Consider the following 21,055-nt stretch of genomic DNA (forward strand, 5'->3'; position numbering starts at 1 on the left):
ATGGCCACCCAGGTGACCCAGCTGAACTGGAACTGCTATTTGACGATGCTGTATCTGTTGTTCGAGCTGGTCAGTGCCTATGTGGAGTCGTTTTTTGACCCGGTGGGGGCGGCGGCGCGGGAGGCGGCGGCGCGGGAGGTGGCGGCGGCTTCGGTGCGGGCTTCGGTGCGCTCGTTCGCGATGGGCGCGTTGCGGTCCGAGGCGCAGATGGCGGTTTTCGACGCCGGGTTGCGGTTGGCGATGGATGCCTCTCGGCAGCTGTTGCAGATCGCTGAGGGGATCCGGTCGTTCGGGGTGGGCGCGTTGCGGTCCGAGGCGTACATGGTCGGTTTCCAGGCGGGCATGGACGGGACCGTGCAGCTGCTGCAGATGGCCGACGGCACCCGGGACGGCTTCGACGTCGGGGAGCTGGCGGGCGCGGCCGAGCAGGGTGCGGTGGCTGGGCTGGCGGTGATCGCCACGGTCGGCCCGGCCGCTCAGGTTCTGGCTGGGTTGGCCCGCGCGGCTGGGGTGTCGGAGGAGCTGATCGAGCACGGCGCGGAGCTGGCCGCCGAGAGCGCGGGCGAGATGGTCGGTGGCGCCGCGGCCGGGTTGGCGGCGTCCGGTGATCCGTCGACCGGTTGGTATGACGCGACCTCCGGGGGTGTCGAGGGAATGGCTTCGATCGCCGGTCACAAGCTGGGCCACCGGGGTGGGGTCCATGGCGCCGCGACGACCGAGGGCCCCGACGCCCCGCAGATCCCCGACATCCCCGACATCCCCGAGTTTCCGCTGAGTCCCCAGATCGCCCAGATCTTGGACAGTCCCGCACCGGCAGCCGGACCGGTTGACGCGCCGACCGCCCCACCCGCCACCGACCCCAGCGCAGCGCCGACCGCGCTACCCACCACCGACCCCAGCGCGGCGCCGACCGCCGGACCAGCAGTGGCACCGGAGGTGGCCGACCCGGCCACACCGTCCCTGCAGGCCCCCGACGGTGTCGCTGCCACCGCGCACCATGTGTCGGCCGAATCCGTCCCCAGCCACGCCGGCAGCGACACCAGCAGCGACACCGACTCCGCGTCGGTGACCTCCACGGACACCTCGGACACCTCGGACACCTCGGACACCTCGGCGACATCGGTCGACCCGGGCGGGGTCACTGCCGACGCGTCGGCGGACCAGCTGGCATCGCCGCAGCCATCGCCGCCGCCATCGCCGCAGGCCCCCGACGTTCTCGCTGCCACCGGACACCACCACCCGGCCGAATCTGTCCCCAGCGACACCGGCAGCGACACCGGCAGCCACAGCGACTCCGACTCCGCGTCGGTGACCTCCGCGGACACCGTGGACACCTCGGCTACATCGGTCGACTCGGATGGGGTGACGGTGCAGCCGTCGGTGCACCAGTGGGTGCACCAGGCCGCCCAGCAGCTGGACCTCGACCTGCCGCCGGTCGCCGGATCGGCAATGTCCGTCGAGCCCCAGCCCGCGACGCTGGGTGACGGGCTCTCGGTGGGCGCGCAGCTGCGGTTGGGGGACGGCCCGGACGGGTCGCTGCAGGTGCACGTGCCGGGCCGGGTCGGGTCCCTGGACCTGGGGTATGTGGCCGCGATGCTCGCGGCGGCGTCCGGTCGTTCAGTTGAGGTGGTCGCCGATGGCGGCCCGAGCCCGGTGCGCGTGGACGTGGAACCGTCGCATCCCCAGCCCGGCGCCCCGACCACGGCCGAAGCCGACGCAGCGGCGGGACGACCGAGCGCACTTGAGCGTCAGGTCGCGGTCGTCGCCCAGCGGCTGTTCGACCTGCCACCCGTGATCACCGAGCCTGGCCCCGAACGCGCCCGCGCCGAGCTGCGCAGCACCACCCTGTCCGCGATGGTCGGCTACCTGCGCACGCACCCCAGCGCCGACGCTCAAGCGGTGGTGGAGCGTTTTGGTGAGCTGGCTGGCCTGGCTCGCCGGGACAGCCAAGGCCGCCCCGGTCTGCGCGGCGGAGCCGACCCGGCCGACTCGGCGGGCTGGCCGGCCGGGCAGGGCTCCTCCCGTCACCACGACCCGATCCAGGACGACCTGCTGCTGCACCCCGCCGCTCCCCGCGACCTGGCGGCGGTGTTGAGCGCGATGAACCGGAGAGGGCTGACCGCGGCCTCGCTGGGGGTTGGTCCTGATGCGCGGGGTCCGCTGCCGGAGCCGGACCAGGCGATCCTGGACGAACTGGCCGGCGCCTGGCCGGCGGACGACGAGTCGATGCCCCCCGACGCCCTTGACGAGTTGGGCCGGTTGAGCCGCAACGAGATCCGGGGGCTGTCCGAGCTGGTCGAACGGGTGTCGCTGGTGCGCGGGCCGGACCGACGGACGATGATCGCCTCGCTGGCCACGATGGGCCGGGCAGGGCTGCTGGACGACGCGCTGGCCGCGGTGCAGGACCTTGCCGAGGGTCGGGCCCTCGATCCTGCGCAGCTGCACCGGCTGCGCGAGCTCAGGGCGGGACAGTACGGCCCGGCCGTGGTCCGGCCCCTGCTGGCCGACCCGGAGGCCGACGTGCAGCACGCGGTCACCCAGCTGGCCCGGGCGTCCCGGAGGAACCAGCGGATCCACGACGACGTGCTGCTGCGGGCCGCCGCCCCGCCCGACCTGCCGACGGCAGCCTGGGTGGCGGACTACCTGGTTGGCCACGACCTGAGCCCACACTGGCAGACCCTGATGACGACCCTGGACCGCCCGATCACTGACCTGATCGCTGACCCGGCAGACGGGCCAGCGGCGCCGGCCCGGCGCGGCGAGGCACAGCTGGTCACCGACGTGCGAGACGCGATGGCCCGGACCGCCCTGGACCAGCTGCCGCCAGACATGCAGGACTGGCTGCGGCGCACCGAGGGCAGGGACGTCGTCCGGCTGGCCCGCGCGGCCCACCACCGCGGCCTGCTCGCCGCGGCCGCCCGGCCGCCCGACGAGAGCCGCGCTGCCGAAGTTGTCGAGCGGCTGGCCATCGCTACGCAGCTGGCCGGGCTCTCCGCCCACCACCTCCAGGAGTCGGTGGATCTGGTTGCCGCTGGTGACGTTCCTCGGCCCGCGCCGCTGAGGCGCTGGGTCGAGAACTGGCCGGCCTCCCAACGCGGAGTGCGTGAATGGCACCCCGACGCCGCACGGCTGGCGGCGCAGTCACCGCCCGACGAGCTGGCGCGGCTCAGGCGGGTGTTGACCGGCCGGCCCGCGCACGTCCTGGATGCCTTGGCACGCACGGTGGACGAGGCCAGCCAGCTCGCCCGCGCGTTCCTGGTCGCCCAGCAGCAAGGACTCCTCGGCGTCCTGGAGGCCGCGCTGATCGACGCCACCCGTTCACCGGACCTGGACCACCTGCACCACCTGGCGGCGCTGCTGCCGGGCCGTCTTCAGTCGCAGTCCGCGACGGCCAGCATCCGGTACGACGCCGAGCTGCGAACCGGGATGGAAGTCGACCCCGAGCCGGCCTTGCGATCCGCGCTGGACCACTCCGCGCAACCCCGGTTCATTGGTCGGTTGCGGCAGTGGCGCGCCCTGACCGTTCAGCACCTGGAGCCGCTGCGGGTGCGCGCGCTGGAGCTGGCGACCGGGACCGGGCCGGCCTCGCCGCACAGCCCGTGGGAGACGGACGCCCTGGGCCGTGTGCTGCTCAGCCCGGCCGCCTGGCAGGACCGGGTGGAGGCCGCCGAGCGCTGGTTCTGGGAGCTGTCCCCGGACCAACGCCAGGAGGTGATGCGTGCCGCGCTGCGAGGCGAGCGCCCGGTCGCTGCGATGGCCACCCCCACGTCCGGGACCGAGCGGTGGCGGGCGTTGCATGGCTTCGGCTCCGCGTCGGTGACCTCCGCGGACACCTCGGCGACGTTGGTCGACTCGGGTGGGGTGACGGTGCAGCCGTCGGTGCACCAGTGGGTGCACCAGGCCGCCCAGCAGCTGGACCTCGACCTGCCGCCCGTCGCCGGATCGGGGATGTCCGTCGAGCCCCAGCCCGCGACGCTGGGTGACGGGCTCTCGGTCGAGCCCCAGCTGCGGTTGGAGGACGGCCCGGACGGGTCGCTGCAGGTGCACGTGCCGGGCCCGGCCGAGCCCCTGGACCTGGGGTATGTGGCCGCGATGCTCGCGGCGGCGTCCGGTCGTTCAGTTGAGGTGGTCGCCGATGGCGGCCCGAGCCCGGTGCGCGTGGACGTGGAACCGTCGCATCCCCAGCCCGGCGCCCCGACCACGGCCGAAGCCGACGCAGCGGCGGGACGACCGAGCGCACTTGAGCGTCAGGTCGCGGTCGTCGCCCAGCGGCTGTTCGACCTGCCACCCGTGATCACCGAGCCTGGCCCCGAACGCGCCCGCGCCGAGCTGCGCAGCACCACCCTGTCCGCGATGGTCGGCTACCTGCGCACGCACCCCGACGCCGACCTGCCCACCGTCGTCCAGCGCTTCGGGGACCTCGCCGGACTACCGCTCAGGACCGACCGCACGCCACCTGGCCTACCGGGCGGCGGTAACGGCGTCCCGGCTCCCGACGACGACGTCGTGATGGAGGTCGAGGACAGCCGCCCGTCCGAGGTGAGGCTGCCGGAGCCGACTGACGCCCAGCGGTCCTGGGTGCAGACGTCGGGGATGGAAGTGGTGCCGGTAGCGCACGGCCCCGACCGGCTGTTCGCCGCGATCTCCGCCGCTCTCGGGGTGCAGCGCGCGGCGGCCACCTCACCCGAAGCCCTGCGGGCCGCTGCGGCCGCCGCGCTGGAGACCCGATGGAACGGCTTCGAGGCACAGGTCCGTCAGGCCGGCCTCGATAGGACGACCGCCTTGCGGTCGGTCCGGGACCAGGCCGCAGACGACCCACGGCTAGACGACGTCGTGCAGACCCTGCTGGCGGATGCCCTGTCGACGCGGCTCCAGGTGGTCGACCCGGACGGGACGGTACGCGCGGTCGGCCCGGAGGAGAGGCCGCTCGCCTCGGTGCTGCGGGTCGGATCGGCGGACGCGCAGGCGACCTACCTGGCGGTGCGGCCGGCCCTGACCACGGGCGACGCCGGGACGGCGAGCGAGCACGGCGCACACCATCGAGCCTTCGAGAGAGCCGTTCGTACCGGCCTGGCCGAAGCAGAGCGTCGGCTCGGCCGCGTGCCGGTGGACGTCGAGTCCCTGCCTGAGCTGATCCAGGCCCTGGTGCTGTCCGCGGTCGCACGCGTCGCCGACCGTCACGAGCTGGTGGATGACGTCGAGTTCGCCGACGACGAGCAGGACGTTGAGCCGCTGCTGCCGCTGCTGGCGCGTGATCTGGTGGACTCGTTCCTCGCCAGCACCGGGAACCGCCTGCTGATGGAGCGCCCGGCGACGATCGCGGACCGACTCCGGGGATCGAGCGGCCCGCCTCAGCGGCTGCGCGAGCTCGCCGGTCTCGTCTGCGCCGAGCTCGCCGTGCGACCGCAGACAACAGCGGCTGAGGCGTACGACCTGATTCGGACGGTGTGGTCGCGCTCCCGCGCCGTCGCACCCGATCTGGTGCCGCACCCAGCCACCATCCTGCCGTTCGATGACGTAGTGGCCGAGATCGTGAGCGCCCACCTGAGCCTGGCCCTGCTGCACGAGCAGGTGGCAGTCCTCTACGCCCGCGCCTGGGCCCGTCACCAGACCGGCCGCGCCGGGTCCGACCTGTCGCCGGCGGCTCGCTCCGAGGTGGAGCGTGAGGTGGCGCTGCTGCACGAGTCTGGGCGGCTGCCCGAGGAGGTGGCCCGCGCGGAGGCAGACCTCGCCGCAGTGCGGCCGAACGAGCTTGATGACCTGCTCGAAGGAGGGCTTCGTTGGGCGCAGCGAGACCCAGTGCTGGTGACCGCAGTCCTGCAGGAAGCGCCGCCGGGGTACCTCGACCTCCCCCCCAGCTACCCGGCGCCGCCCCGCTACCCCGCGACCCATGACGCGGCGCCGACCGCCGATGCCCTCGCGTCCGGCATGTCGACGACTGCTGCGGGTCTGCCGGCTGAGCTCCAGGAGCTGGCCCTGCTGATGCTCGCCGCCAGCGTCGAGGTGCGGACCGACTGGTCCGACTCGAGCGCGTTGCCTCCGCTGCAACTGCGCGCATCGATCGCCCCCGTCGAGGAGGTGGGCGAGGAGGTGGGCGAGGAGGTGGGCGAGGAGCTGATGGAGGAGGGCGAGGACGGCGAGGAGGTCGACTATGACATGGGCGAGGAGGCCGGCGAGGAGGTGGGCGAGGAGGCCGAGCCTCAACGGGACGGGCTCCTGCTGCTGCTGGGCACCCTGGAGAACGGCAAGTCGACCGCGACCGAAATCGAGGACCTCCTGCGTGACCTCGTCACAGCGGCGGTTCCGGACGATGGCCCGTCGGGAAGGCAGTTCCAGCATCTGCGCACGGCGAGCGCCGACGGCCGCATCCTGCGGCACTTGGCAAGGGAGCTGCGCCGCTTGCATCGACGTGCCAGCAGGGCGGACGTCGACAGCCTGGTCAGACTGCGACTGCAGTTCAGCGCCGTGTTCGCCATGGACCTGCTCCAGGAACACACTCGCGGCCAGACTTCCGAAGTGCTCGACTGGCTGCACGGGCTGCACGAGACCGCGAGCACAGAGCTGCACAGCCCGCCGCCTCCCTTGGGCCTTCCGGGGGCCCTGGAGCGGGACATTCCCGCAGAGCCTGGCCCGCTCGACTGGCTGGGCGCTCGCGGCCTGGTGGCGGTGCCCGTACCAGCGGATGGGGACTGTGTTCCGTCCGCCGTCGCGGCCTCGCTTCTCGCCAGTGGCGAGCTCGCGCCCACGGTTGGGCAGTTGCGGGAGCTGGCGGCCGGTCAGCTCGAGCGCGAGTGGGACCACTACCAACCCTTCCTCACAGATGGTGCCGATCTGGCCGACGCCGCCAGAGCGCTGCGCACGCCCGGGTTCTGGGCCGATCGGCTCGGCGACCTCATGCCCACGCTCATCGCGGACGGCCTCGGGCGGCGGCTCGTCGTCGTCGACGACTCCGGGCCGCAACCGGTTGGGCGATCGGACCAGCGCCCCGTCGTCGTCCTGCGCTCAGGGACAGGAGGTGGGCACTATTCCGGTGTCGCACTGAGCCGGGGTGAGCTCGCCCGGTCGGTTCCCGAGCTGGTGTTCACCGATCCCGAAGCGTTGGCCGGCCGACGCGAGGACGATGACCGCGTCAGTCGGCTGTACCGAGAATCGCTGTCGGCAGTCGACGCCCCCGACGAGGAGTTCGATCGGGTCACGGTCGAGACGACCGACGCGGGCGGGGTCATGATCGGACTGCGTTCCGTGGTGGACGCGTCCGCCGACCGGTTGACCGTCGGGTACGTGGCGAGCATGATCGCCAGCGACCTGCGTCGTCCTGTCTGGATCGGCTCGGTCGTCACCCCCCAGGTGGCGAGCGAGTCCGTGACCATCGGGCCGCCGCCAGGCGGATGGCCCCAAGTCGACGAGTTCGACCTGAGCTGGGCCCATCCCGCGCTGGCCGAGATGGCTCACCGCGCGCGTGGGTGGTTCATCCTCGACACGCGGGAAGACGAACTCGCGTTCATCGACACCGGACCGGACGTGAAGACGGTCGTGTGGGCCATGGCGCTGTTCGCCATCGCGTACCCCGACGCGGACCGCTCCGAGATCGTCCGCCGGTTCGGTGCCCTCGGCGCCCTGCAGCCCCGTGTGCACCCGGAGGGCGGGCGGCCGCGTCAGGTCGCGGAGTCAGCTCTGGCGGCGATCTGGCGCCGGCGCCCCGCAGCGTTGGCTCGCCCGACCGACGACTGGCGGCGGGTGTGGTCGCTGAACGTCGACCTCGTCGACGGCTGGGTTCGGCTCCAGGTCAGCGAGTGGGTTCAGCACCAGGTCAGCGAGGACTGGGACGGCGCCACGCCGCTGGGCGTCGACGCCCTCGAGGCCGCCTGGCTGGCCAGGCAGGTGTCCGGCGAACTGGGACACGCCGTCCACGTCCGCATCGACCGCCGGTATGGGGGAGCGCTCGACGCCGAGGCAGACGTGCGTGAGGCGGGCGTCCAGTTCGACGAGGATCCGGTGGCAGCGGCGGCAGGGGGCATCGCCCGGACGATGGAGCGGCTGTTCGGTGAGCCGGCCATCACAAACTTCTCGACGCGACAGCGCACCGAGGAGCTCGTGCAGGACTATCTGATCGACCACCCGAACGCAGACCAAAAGTACGTTTCCAGCGTGTTCGGCGAGCTCGCCGGTCTGGGCGACGGGCCGGCGCCGGTGGCCGAGCTCGAACCGGCCACCCAGGTCTCCGGGCTGGCGTCCGTGCACGGTCGGTACGGCGAGCGCGCCTTCGAGGTGCGCCGGCAGCGACCCCAGCCGGACGGCGGCCCGCTCCCTGAGGTGTTCGAGGTGACCCACCGGGACCGCCTGGTACCGCTGCCCGGCGCCGAGCAGGACGTCCCTCCCGCCGACGTCGCGGCGCTGGGGGATCGGCTGCTGGCCCGTTCCGAGGCGGCGTCCGAGACGACCGGTATCCAGTGGGTCCCGGGTGACAACGAGCCGGGCCGCCCGTTCAGCGCGGGTCGCTACGTCGTGTTGCGGTGGGACGGTGTCCTGGGGGCTGGCATCGGCAGGCTGGCCGGGCCGGTGCACGGCCAGGTCGTGGTCCTGCCGGCCGGTGCGTCGCCCGAGACGGTGCCCGGTCGCGCGCTGCCGCTGGATGCCTCCGACGACCAGCTCGACGACGTCCTGCGGTCCGGGTTCGGGCTGGCCGGCCCGGGAGGCCAGGCGCTGTCCGCCGCCGAGGCGGTGGACCTCGTCGAACAGTGGTGGGCCGGGAGAGAGCATCCCTACGGCGTCCCGACGGTCCACGAGTCGGCGTGGGTCGCCGCACCGGCGGTGACCGCAGCCGGCAGCTGGATGCCCTGGTCGGCGCCGACGGCCGAAGGCTGGCGCCAGGAGCTGGCGACCCAGGTCGACGGCCTTCGGCCGTTCACGCCCGAGCTCGCCCGCGCCGTCCCGCTGGCGCTGGTGACCGACCAGCCGAGGCTGAGCGGACACGCCGATCTCAGCGCGCGGCGCTATCAGGTCCGCCACGATCGCACCGGTGAGCGCGTGGTCGTGGTCGAGGTCGTGCTGGGCCGCACCATGCTGGCCACCACGAACGGCCGTGACGGCTGGCAGGTCGCGCCGGACGCGACCGATCGGCTCATGGAGCACGCCCGCGCCCTGACGTCGGCGACGCCGCTCGCCCGGGTGGACGGCGTCCGGCACGTCCTGGTCTTCCGCGCGGACGACGGACTGGACGACCCGGGGTACCGCGAGCGAGTCGCCCGGTTCTGGCGCGGGACCGGGGTGCCGCCGATCGAGGACCAGGCGGCTTTGCTGCGCGCGCCGGAGGACCACACGGTCCGGCGGATCATCACCGAGCTGGAGCGCGCAGCGCTGCCCAGGCTGACTCCGCTGCTTGAGCAGGCGATCGACTCGGCGCTCGCGGGGGTCCGCGTCACCCGGCGGGTGGTCCACTCGCATCGCCTCGCGGCCGACGGAAGGTCCCGCACGACCGAAATCGGTGCCCCGGAAGGGTTCCAAGGCGTCGGTCGGCTCCTGCCCACCGTGGTCGCCACCGAGGACACGCCGTTCGACGTGCGGACGGCGACCGCCGTCGACCAGGCGTCGGGGCGGGAGGTCACCGTGGTCGAGGTCGTCGTGCGTGTTCTCCTGGCCCGCTCGGTCACCGCGACCGCAGAGGTCACCGACGCCCAGCTCGACCGCATCGCGGCCGACCTGGACCGGGCCGCCCGGCGAGTGTTCTCCCAGACCGAGCCGGTGCCGTGGCGCGGGCAGCCGACCGTCGTGCGGGCCCGTTGGGTCCGGGCCCGGTCGCTGCAGGACGCCCATCGCGTGCTGTTCGTGACCCAGGAGATGGCCCGCTCCGCGGAGTTCAATGTGGCGGCCGACGTCGGGTACGAGGTACTGGCCCACGAGCTGGGCCACATGTTGGGGTTGCCCGATCGCTACCCCCGACCCGAAGAGGACCTGCTGCGCGCGCCTTGGCTGGGCGCGCGCAAGCAGCCGGCCGGACCCGATGCACCGGTGGCCCTGCGACCGACGGGAGTGCACAGCCCCCTCGAGCTGATGGCCGACAATCTGGTCGACCTTCGGCAGCGGTTCCTGGCGCCCTCGGCGGAGGACCTGCTGGGAATCCTCGCGGCGGCGCTCGACGGCGCCCCGGCGATCGCGGCGGGCGGCCCGAACGCTCGCGCGTCCTTCCACGTGGAGGCGGCGAGCTGGGTCGTGCCGTTGTCCGGTCAGGTGCTGGCACCGGGCTATGCGCTGGACGCCACCGGCATCCGCGGCCAGACGCCGACCATGATCCTGCAGCCGACCACCAGGGTGCTGCCGGACCCGTCGGTGGACGACGACCGCAGAAGCCGCTTCCTCGACGACGTCGCCGAGACCGCGTCGCACGCCTGGGCGAGCAGCGTCGTCCACCTTGACGGGGTGCCTTGGCACCTCGATCCGCGGATGGCTTTCGAGATCGGGGCCCAGGACGTTCGCGGCCCGCTGCAGGTGGTGGTGGAGCACGCCGAGTCGCGCGGCAGGGCGATGCAGCCGTGGGAGTACGCCCTCGACGAGAACCCGACCATCGTGCAGGAGCGGCTGCTGGGGTACCGGCTGGGCCTGCCGCTCGGCAGTGCAGGCACGCCCACCTCGGACTACGCGCAGCTGGTGTTCGACCATGCGCGATTCTGGCGGCTGCACTCCACCGCCGCCGAGCCGTCGGAGGCGGGCTACCGGGTCGCCTACGGGCCGCTGCACCCGACTGAGCTCGCCAGCCTGCCGGCCGCGCTCGGTGCGGTCGACGCGACGGACCCGGACTGGATGCTGGCGACGCTCGCGACCAGCGACACGGTTCGGCGTGCTCTGTCGGCGGCCGCCGCAGACCTGCCAGGGACCGCCGTCCGCACGGCCTGGCTCCCCGGCGGCAGGGCGCGTAGCTTCGACGTCCGCGCCTACGAGCTGCACGACGGCAACCAGGTCCGTGCCCAGGTCGTGGATCTGACGGTCCGGGTACAGCTGGTGCCCGCGGACGGGAGCACCGAGCCGGTCAGCAACGACGCCGTCATCGCGTTGATGAGTGCGCTGAGCCAGCCCGTGGTCGTTGGCCCGTTCCGCTCCGCGGACGCTGAGGGACGTCCGCTGCTGATCCGGGTCGTGACCCAGCCCTCGGTCGCGGACGCAGTTCCCGGGCAGCCGTCACCGCACCACCAGTGGCAGGTCCGCGCAGGTTCACCGGCTGGTGAGCGCGGCGGCATATCGATCAGCGTCGCTGCCGATGCCGACACGGTGCGCGAGGAGGTGCTGGCGCTGGTCGGGCTGCACCTCGGCAACTCGATCCAGGTGCTGGAGGCGGCGGAGCGGCTGCTCGGGCAGCTGGACAACGTCCAGCTGAGTAGCGACCAGCTCCCGCAACGGAATTCTTCGCCGGGCCGGCTGCTCGGCGGGACGTCCCGCGGCGGTAACCAGCGCCCACGTCGGGACGGCGACCCTCGGCAGGGCTCGTCCCGCGACCACGACGCCCCGACACCGACACCGACACCGACCCCGACCCCGACCATGGCGACGTTGCTGGCGGCGATGACCCGGGCCGCCGTGACTGTCGTCGAGCTCCCGTCGGACGAGGGGACCGGGCGGAGCGCCGTCGACCCGCGGGTGGTCGCGGCGCTGGCCGACGCTTGGCCGGACGACGGTCGACCGGGACCGGCCGACCTGGCGCGCGCGCAGGCCCTCGGCCCGGATGACGTCGTGTTTCTGTCCGACCAGATCGACGCCGGGCTGGTCGACCAGGTCCAGGCGCTGCGTGCCGAGCGCATGGTGGGCTCGCTCGTCTGGGCCGTCGACGACCAGGTCCTGGACGACGTGTTGCTGGCGCTGCGCGGTCTCGCCGCCGGGCGCACGCCGGATCCTGCGGTGGTGCACGAGCTTGCCGAGCTCGAGCTGGACACGCTCGGCCGGCACGATCTGCTGGCGACCCGTCCGCTGCTGATCGACCCCGAGGAGGATGCCCGACTGGCCGCCCTGCAGCTGGCCCAGCAGGTGACCGCTGGCGACCGGGTGTCTGAGCCGGCCCTCACCCACCTGCTGCACCGAGCCGGCGAAACCGTTCACCCCGACCTGCCGGTGGCCCGCGTGGTCGACCTGCCGGTGGCCAGGGCGGTCGCCCGCTATCTGCTCGACGAGGGCCTGGACCGGCAGTGGAGTCAGTTGCACCGCGAGTACGTCTGGCCACGGTTGGTCGCGGTCGCCGAGCAGGCCGCCGATCCGGCTGCCGCTGATCTTCCTCCGCTCGACGTCCCGCCGCCCGATGACGCGGCCGCCGCGGCCTGGCCCGCCCGACTGGCCTCGGCGCGCCGTGCGCTCGAGGCCGATCCGGACCGCGCGCTGGCGGTGCTGCAGAACACTCGACCCGAACGGGAGACCGTCGCGAGTGTCGACCTCGCACTGGCCGCCGGCATCGCTCGAGCGGCGCTGGACCAGCTGCCGGACTCGCTTCGGGGCGCACTGCTTGCTCGGGTCTTGCGTCCGGACGCGGACCTGAGGCTGATGCCGGACCGGACCGTGCTGAGGGTTGCCGACCAGGCCCACGTCGAGGGCTTGTTCGTCCGGGCGTTGCGGCCGCCGGGCCACGAGAGCGACGTCGCCAGGATCGCTCGACTGTTCACCGCGGCCCGCTCCGCGGGACGAGCCGAGTGGCTCGATGCCGCTGCCGCGGGGCTGTCCCGCGGGGCCGATCCCGACCCGGACCTGCTCCTCGCCCTGGTGCCCCACTGGATCATGGCGCAAGGGTTCGTGGCCACCGAGAGCGCGATCGACTCGGTGGTCAGGGATGGCCGGGCTGCCGACGTCCGGGCTGCCCGGGACCGGCTAGAGGTTCGCGACCGGGGTTCGTCGGTGTGGCGGCTGCGCCGGGCGGCGGACACCGAGGGGTGGCGGCTGCTGTCGATGCACGTCACGGACATGGTCCAGCTCGTCCGTGCGGTGCTCGCCGCCAACAATGTGGGCCTGCGCGACGTGCTGGCCGCTGAGCTGACCCGGGAGCTCGACGCCTCGGCGCCCCACACTCGGCTCGCCGAGTTGGCCGTCGTGCTGCCTGGCCCGCTGCAGGCCGATTCGGCCCGCGAGGCCAGCACGTTCGACCGCCGCCGACGAACCGGGCTCGACGTCGACCCGATCGCCGCCGTTCGAACTGTTGTCGAGCTGAACGACCGGCGACTGCTCAGCCTTGGATCCCTGCGGGCGTGGCAGCGCCTGCAGTCTCTGGATCTGCCGGCCGAACGTGCGCGCGTTCTCGGCCCGCTTGCCGTCGGCCCCCCGCCCTGGCCCGGGGACTCCCTGGTCGTCAGTCCGCCGCAGGCCCTGGGCCGGCGGCTGTTGAGCCCGTTGGCCTGGGACGTCCAGCGGCAGGAGAACGAACGACGCTGGTTCGCGCCGTCCGACCGGGACCGGGGGGCGCTGCTCAGCCGCCTCCCGGATGTTGTGCCGAACGTGCCGTCACCGCTCAGACCCACCGACCTGGTGTTCACGTCCGAGGCCAGGTTGCTGGCAATGACGCAGCTCGGTGAGCAGCTGCGGGCGGCGCCGCTCGACACCTGGCCGTGGGAGGTGCAGCCGCCCCTGGCCCGATCCGTGGGCGCCTTCATGGTTCGCGCCGGGATCGCGTTGCCCTGGCTGTCGATCGTTTCCGGGTACCTCCGAGCCGTGGAAATCAACGTCTGGAACAAGGCGTATCCCGACCGCCAGCGGTCCTACTGGCTGGCGTTGGGCCAGCTCATGGCGCCAATCCTCTGGCCGTGGCTCGGGCCTTCGCGTCCTGAGCAGCCGGCCCGGCTCTGGAGGGTCCGGCCGCCGGAGGCGCTTGCGACGCCAGGCGATGCCCCGCCAAGCTCGGCGCCGCTCAGCCAGTTCCTCGACCGTGCCGAGTGGGTCGAGTCGTTGATCGGGCCGTCCGGGCCTGGCTCTGAGCTCAGGCCGACACCGCCGGGCTGGTCCGAATGGGCCCTGGGGGAGTGGCCGCAGTTCGCGCCGTTAGCCCGCCGTGCGGCCGTGGATGAAGCCGCGCAGCGCGTCCTCGGGCAGCTCATGTCGAACGCCGACGGGATGGATCCGAGGGCGCGCGGCCGGTACGAGGACTGGTTGCGAGACGTCCAGCAGAGCCAAGTCGTGGCCGAGCGCGAGCTGAACGCGGCCGAACGACGGCTGGCCATCCTATTCGCCGCGCGGACGTCGGCCGTCGGGCGCATCGCGGCGGCTGACTCGGCGGCCGAGCTGGCGGCCCAGGCGATGTTCGACTGGCTGACGAAGACCGTCGTTCCACGCGCCCGGGCCGCGGCGTCCGACCTCTACGCGGCCGCGCGCGCGCAGCTCGATCGCGACCGCGATGCGCTGCTGCGATCGGGGGCCGAGTCGGACCTGCGCGACGTTGACGCCGCGATGGCCGACCTGCAGCAAGTGGTCGGCTGGGCTGCGGGTTCCCGGGACCAGGCAGTGCCACCAGGCGTTCTCGCGCGGCTACCCGACCTCGAGCTGCTGTCCAGCAAGGGCGATGCGCCGAGCGATGAGGACCGGGCGAGCGCCCGTCGGCTGGTGCGCGGACCAGACGGACGGCACTGGGTGTCGCTGATGCGCGCCGTGCACGAGCGCGGTGCACCGCTGCTGCCAGCGCCTGCCCCTGGCCCGTTCGTCGCCGCGACCACCAGCAGATCGCCCAGCGACGCCGGCTCGCCGGACTGGATCCGGTTGCACGTCCAGGCGGCCGGACAGCTGCTGGGAGCGGCGTGGACCGTCGAGTCGATCCTGACTCAGGTCCCGTTGCCGCCCGAGGCCGACCTGCTGGCCGACCTGGACCTGCGGGCGCGCCCGGACGGACGGCTCGAGCTGATGTTGCCCAGCTGGCGGATCGAGGCGGGAACGTCCACCGACGTGCTGGACGTCGGTTTCGCCGCAGCCATGCTCGCAGCCGGCACCGGTCGCGACGTGTCCGTCGTCGTGGACGTCGTCGTGGACGGCGCGTTTGACGCCGACCGGGGGCGGGCGGCCGTCCTGGTCCGCGGGGTGCCGGACAACCCGTTCTCGACGTTCCCCACGCCGCTGCAGACCGCGGTGGCCGATCTGGCCGGTGAACTCTTCGACCTGCCGCCGACGATCAGCGACCCAGGCCTGCCGGATGGCATGTCGCTGCGCCGCACCGTGCTCGCCGCGATGGTGCAGTACCTGACAGGGCATCCGGGAGCCGACCGCACCGCCGTGGTGCAGCGCTTCGGTGACCTGGCGGGGCTGTTCCGACTGACTGACCGGCATGGCCAACCCGGCGGAAGCCAGCCCGCAAGGACGCTGTTGCCGCTCGGCGCGGATCCTCTGACGTTCGAGCCCGACGACCTGGCCCGGCTGGCCACGGCCTTTGAGCTGGCCGGAGTGACGGTCGAAGCGGCTGCCGGGGCGTTGCTGGGTCACAGCCCGGACCTCCTACTGCTGCAGCGACTCGCGGACGCATGGCCACGCGACGCAGAGCAGCCGGCCGCGGACCAGTCGGCCTGGGCGCAGGGCCTGACACCGGCCATGGCACGGCAGTGGACCGCCGTCATTGAGCAGGTGCAAGCTCGCCGGATGCAGGCGTTCCAGCGGATGACGAACACCCTCTTCGCGGCCGCCCAGGACGGTCGGCTGGACGAGGTGCTGGTGGCGATCCGTGACGTCGTGCTGGGCCACCCACCGCGTTCACAGGTCGTGGATCGACTGGCTCGCCTGCTACGCGCTGGCGCTGCGGAGCCGGTGGCCGGCTCCCAGCTTGCAGACCCCGAGCAGGACTCACACCTCGCGATCGTCCAGCTCGCTTCCCCGGCAGTCGGCCCGTCACCGGCGGCACCGCCCACGCTGGACCGGACCGTGTTTCGTCGGGCGGCGCGGGCCGACGGGCAGGATGACGTCCGGACGGTCATCGCGGTGGCCGGCCACCTGGTCGACACCGGTCAGCACGACGCCTGGCGCCGACTGCTGCGCGAGCACGTCGAACCCAGGATCGCTGCCGGCGCCTCGGACGTCAGCCAGGACCGCCTACCGTCTCGGCTCTCCGTCCTGGGCTCGAGGGGAGCGGTGGCGCAGACCGCGCTGCGCCAGTTGCCGGATCCGGTGCGGACCGCCCTCATGCTCGGCGCCGGCTATGCCGCGGATGACGAGCTGACATTCCAACGGGCAGTCTATGTAGCCCGGTACGCCCACGTGCGAGGCGCTTTCGCCGCGGCTCAGCGGCCCCCGGAGCGCGCTGCCCTGGTCACGCGGGTTGCCCGGCTGTTCACTGCCGCCCGTCTCGCCGGCCGCGCACCCGAGCTGGACGTCGCGGCCGAGCGGCTTGCACTCGGCGCGGAGCTGGATCCCGAGCTGCTGCTGGCCCTGGTGCCGCACTGGCTGCAAGCGCAGCACCCGCCGACCGGCGGCGGCGACGCGCGTCGATCCCGGGATGCGTTGGCCGCAACTGCCCGGCTCGCGGCGTGGCCGACAGCGGCGTGGACGACTGCGACCGCTGCACCCTGGCTCGAGCTGGCCGACTTGACCGACCAGCTCACCCAGCTCCTGCGCGGGCTCCTCGTCGCCGACGACCTCGACATCGTGGAAAGTTTCGTCGCACAGATCCGGATGGTGGTCTCCGGGCAGGAGCTGAACCCGGTCCAGCTCTATCGGATGGCCTCGACCCTCCCCGGCCGACTGCAGACCCGCACGGCACAGGACGCCGTTCGCTACGACGTGCAGATGGAGACCGGCCTGGACGTCGCGCCCGAAGCTGCTACCCAGCGTGCCAGGGACCTGGTGGCGGTGTACGACCCGAGCGGCGACCTGTTCGCCGTCAAGACGCTGCGCAGCATGCAGAATCTGGAGCGGTTGCACCTGGAGCAGCTGCGGGTACAGGCGGCGGAGCTGGCCAACGGGCGGCCGGCTGGCGCGGGCCCGCTCAGCCAGCCCTGGCCTGACGCGACGCTGTTGGTGGGTCAGCGAACGCTCAATCCAGTGGCGTGGGAGGAGCGGGTTCGTTCCGCCGAACGGTACTTCTTCGCGCAGACGCGTCAACGCCGGGCCAGGCTCATCTACGACGTGGCCGTGCTCACCCTGGGTCAGCAGGAGGCCGAGACGCTCCGGGCCGGCAACGACGCAGGCGAAGACGTAGTGGGCACGATGACGCCCGAGTCGCGGCTGTTGGCCATCTCGATGCTGGGTGATCGCGCGCCGCAGCCACCCGAGCAGTGGCCCATGGTTGCGCGGCACGGGGCGCCCAACCCGCTGCTGCGCCGTTGGGTGCGCAAGGCCGGGCTGTGGTCCCTTGGCGGCGCTGTCGTGTCTGGCGCCGTGACCGCAGGTGTTCGCTACCTCGGTGAGCAGGCACATTCCGGAGCTGTTGAAGCCGCCTACCCGCACCTGTTCCCCGAGCTAGCGCGCGAACGGGCCATTACTTCGACACTCGCCCCGTTCGCCGAGGTCCTGGGGTCCCTCGCGTTCGCTCTGATCGGCATGGCCAGTGTTCGGTGGGCACCTCCGTGGCGGGTACGGGCTCCGGAGCTCTCGCTGTTGTCCGAGTCCTCGCCCTCAGGCTTGCCTGCCGGCCTCACCGGGGTGGCCAGCGTGTTCGACCACCTCCCCAGGATGTGGTCGCTGCGCGACCCGCTCGCCGGGCAGGTACCGAACTGGTGGCGTCGAGCCGACGAGCCGCGGCGGCCGCCGGAACCGACGGTGTCGCCGGGCGTCATGCACCAGGTGCTTGGCAGCCGTCTCTGGCGGCCGGCCGAAGCACTCGGTCCAGACCAGAGACTGAGCGCCTTCAATGCCGTAAGTCGACAGCTGCTGGATATACCTGAGACCCCCGACGACCGACCCGGCTACCAGGCGTGGCTGCGGCATGTCGACCTGACCCACCGGCTGGCCAGCCGCGAGCTCGTGGCCGCCGAGCGGGTGATCGCCGGCGCCATCCTGCTGCGTACCGCGCCACTCGAGGCGCTGGCCGAGGCCGAGGCCAACTATGCAACCGCTCAGGAACGCGTGCACGCTTCCGCTGTCGACCTGCGTCGCGCTCTGCGACGCAGCCGTTGGGGCGGTATCGGACGCGGCACCGCGCCGGACCTTGAGGCCGGGCCACTCCCGGAGGTTCAGGACAGGATCAAGCACTTGCGCGTCGCCGAAGGCAATGCCGCTTCCCAGCTCAACCGGGCGCAGCGACGGCTGACGCAGGCCCGGGAGGCGCTGTCGGAGGTGGACGGGTTGCTCGGGCAGCTTCGGTCGATGGCCCTGCAGGACGGCTCATGGCAGCCCGCGCAGTTGCGTAACGCCGCCTGGCGGCTGCAGGCCCGCGGAACCCTGGCCGCCGCTGCTGACGTTGGTCTTCCTGGCACGCGTCTCGCTCGGGCTGAAGCGCGACGCCTGCTGCGCAGCCGGGACGGTCTGCAGTGGCTCGAGCTCGCCCGCGAGCTGAGGTGGTGGACGGACGGCGCCCAGGCCGTCGTCGAGGCCCCGGCTTGGGCGGCCCAGATTGCGGCCGGCCAGACGCCTTCCGTGCAAGGGTCCGGTCAGGGCGACTCGGAGGGTCAGGGCGACTCGGAGGGTCAGGGCGACTCGGAGGGTCAGGGCGACTCGGAGGGTCAGGGCGACTCGGAGGGTCAGGGCGACTCGGAGGGTCAGGGCGACTCGGAGGGTCAGGGCGACTCGCAGGGTCAGGGCGACTCGCAGGGTCAGGGCGACTCGCAGGGTCAGGGCGACTCGCAGGGTCAGGGCGACTCGCAGGGTCAGGGCGACTCGCAGGGTCAGGGCGACTCGCAGGGTCAGGGCGACTCGCAGGGTCAGGGCGACTCGCAGGGTCAGGGCGACTCGCAGGGTCAGGGCGACTCGCAGGGTCAGGGCGACTCGCAGGGTCAGGGCGACTCGCAGGGTCAGGGCGACTCGCAGGGTCAGGGCGACTCGCAGGGTCAGGGCGACTCGCAGGGTCAGGGCGACTCGCAGGGTCAGGGCGACTCGCAGGGTCAGGGCGACTCGCAGGGTCAGGGCGACTCGCAGGGTCAGGGCGACTCGCAGGGTCAGGGCGACTCGCAGGGTCAGGGCGACTCGGAGGGTCAGGGCGACTCGGAAGCTCAAGACGGTGTCGTGCTCTCGCTGGTGCGAGCGGCTGGAGAGCTGATGGGGGTGGCGCCGGAGCGGATGCCAGGGTTCGCTCCGGCGATGGCGGTGCTGGACGACGTCCGGGTCGAAGTCGAGGTGGAGTCGCATCCGTTGGAGGTGCGGTTCTCGAACTGGCCCTCAACGTCGGATACCGAGCTGGAGGTGGGGTTCGCGGCCGCGGTGCTGGCGATGGCTGCTGGGCGTGAGGTTCGGGTGGTGGCGCGTGGGGAAGGCGTCGAGCGGGTCGCGCTGGTACGGCCCTTCGATGAGAGCTTGGACAACGACGACGTGGCCGCGCTCGTGGTGACGGCGGTGGTGGCGGCGTTCGTGCCGGCGCCGGTGGCCGCGCGGCCGGGCGACGGACAGGCGTACGGGCATCTGCGTGGGCAGGTGCAGGACGCGGCCGCGAGCTATCTGAGTAGCTACCGTGGCGCGGACCTGAGTGCGGTGGTGGGCCGGTTCGGAGATCTGTTGGGGCTGACGCGTCGTACCGATCAGGTCGAGCAGGTGGGGCGGGTGCTGACGGCGCTGGCCAGGCGCGGCGTCCTCACCGATGAAGGGGTACGACAGGCGGCGCTGACCGGGGATCCGTTCCTGTTGGAGGCGCTGGCCCGGGGGTGGCCGGACGACAGCGAGCTGGTGGACCGCGGACGGGTTGAGCGGGCGAGCGGGCTGGACGCGGACCTGCGGGGGGTGCTGTCGGGTCTGGCCGATCGGGTCCAGGCCAGGCGTGGGGAGTCCTACCGCCGGCTGGTGGGCACGTTGGTTACTGCGGCGCGGGCCGGTTTCCACGAGCATCTGATCGCGACCGTCGTCCATGTCGGTGAAGGCGGTTTCCCGGACGCCGACCACGTGTATCGGATGGTTGAGATCGAGCTGGCCGCGCCGGAGCAGGGGGCGCTGTCCCGGCTGGCCGATCCGCAACTGGACGTGGACGCCGCGGTGCTTGAGCTTGCGTCCGAGGTGAGCCGCGGGGAACGTCGCGACCGAGACGGCCGGTCCGAGGTTCAGGTCGAGGTGGGCGCGGACCTGCTGGAGCGGGCCGCGGTGGACCCGCAGGCGATGGTGGAGGTCCGGTCCGCGGTGCTGTTCGCCGGCGAGCTGCTGGACCGCGGTTTGCAGACTGCCTTCGACACGTACCTGGGGATTGTCCACTCAGTCCTCGTGGACATGCATGCAGCCTTCGAAGCGCGGTCGGACAAGCTGGCGACGGCGACCAACGAGGACGAGGACGAGGACTCGGCCGTCGACAAGCCGGATGTCGATGAGGAGGTTTGGCCGGGGGTCCTGGCGTGGCCGGATCCTGGTCAGATCCAGGCGCCGCAGTGGCGAGAGCAGGTAACCACCGCCCGTCAGGTGCTCACCCGGGAACCGGTGTTCGTTCGGGAACACCTCAGCCGGGCCTGGCATCATCTTCCTGAGCCTCGGCTGGTTGCCACCGACATCGGTGGGGCGGCTGCAGTCCGCGCGGTCGACCTTGCCCTGCAGGGCCTTCCTTCACACCTTGGCGAGTCCTTGATGGTCAGGGCTGCCCAGGCCATGCCACCAATGGGCGCCCTGGCCCGCGCGAGTGAGCTGCAGGACAGACAGCGCCGGTGGGCGGTCTACCTGGGCCATGCCGACGGAGTGTTCCTGCGAGCGGCCCGCCCGCAGAGCTACCCGGAGGAGTTGCGGCAGGTCAGGCGGCTGTTGACCGCGGCCCGGCATTGCGGGTTGGCCCGGCGCCTGGACCGGATCGAGGCTGCGGCAGAGCAGCTCGCGGCCGGCTCGTTGCCCCCCGGTGACTTGCTGCTCGGCCTGCTGCCGGCCTGGATCGGCACCCAGAGCCAGGTCCGGCTAGGCGGAGCCGGCTTCACGGTCTCGACGGTGGCAGCCGAGTACGACGCCGGTCAGGCCAGCCAGCGCATCGGGGAGCCGCCTTCCGGTGATCCTCGCGAACCGCAGTACG

General features: G+C 72.6%; 1 protein-coding gene (running past one end of the window). It reads left to right on the forward strand.

Annotation, left to right across the window (positions count from 1 at the left end; all coding sequences use genetic code 11):
* Positions 1–21,055, forward strand: partial view of a hypothetical protein gene (locus ACPPVT_RS03425; RefSeq protein WP_426565479.1) — the 5' portion only. It continues 26,558 nt past the right edge of the window; only the first 21,055 of its 47,613 coding nucleotides appear in the window; it begins with the start codon at positions 1–3; the stop codon falls past the right edge of the window.

This window comes from Angustibacter sp. McL0619, from assembly GCF_049994355.1.
GTDB lineage: Bacteria > Actinomycetota > Actinomycetes > Actinomycetales > Angustibacteraceae > Angustibacter.